Below are 730 nucleotides of genomic sequence, written 5' to 3' on the forward strand. Positions count from 1 at the left end.
AACACGTTGTAAATCACGTCTGATTTCAGCCATTTCCATAGCCCTTCAATCAAGTTCAATTGCGGACTGTATGGTGGCAAAAAGACGAGCTCTAACCGATCTTCGTGTTCTTTTAAAAATGGCTGAATGAGTTTGGCATGGTGAATTCGAGCGTTATCTAAAATCATCACTATTTTGCCTGTGGGATAGCGTTCTAACACAAGTTGAAGAAATCGAAGAAATGTTTCCGCGTCATAGCGTTCTTCTTCGATGCAAAACACTTCCCCTGTTTCGTAGTTCAACGTGCCAATCAGCTTCAGCCCTTGATGTTTTCCAAACGTCGGAATGATTCGTTGTTTTCCTTTGACAAACCATGTTTTTTGAATCGCTTGGTAATCACGAATCATCGACTCATCTTGAAAGAGGACATGGGCGATGTTCCCATCTACCAGTTTTTTTTACTTCAGGGAAGGTGATTTCGACGAATTCTTTTTGTTTCTCTTCATCGGCATTGGCTAGTGTATAGGTCGGTTTCGTATAGCTTAGCCCTAACCGATGCAGAATGTCACTTGTTCCGCGAAGCGTGTATGTTGGCCCCCACTTTTGTTGAATGAGTTCAGCGATTATCGCAAGCGTCCAATTATATTTTGCTTCGAATCCCACATCTACGGGGAGCTGATGTTCAATGATCAAAGCCAGCTCTTTTTCCTGCTCAGGGGTCAATCGACGTGGGGCGCCAGGTGAGTATTTC

General features: G+C 43.6%; 1 pseudogene. It reads right to left on the bottom strand.

Annotation, left to right across the window (positions count from 1 at the left end):
* A pseudogene (locus tag LH47_RS15795) lies at positions 1-730 on the bottom strand (IS630-like element ISBs2 family transposase); the annotation flags it as partial.

The sequence above is a fragment of the Anoxybacillus thermarum genome (assembly GCF_000836725.1).
GTDB lineage: Bacteria > Bacillota > Bacilli > Bacillales > Anoxybacillaceae > Anoxybacillus > Anoxybacillus thermarum.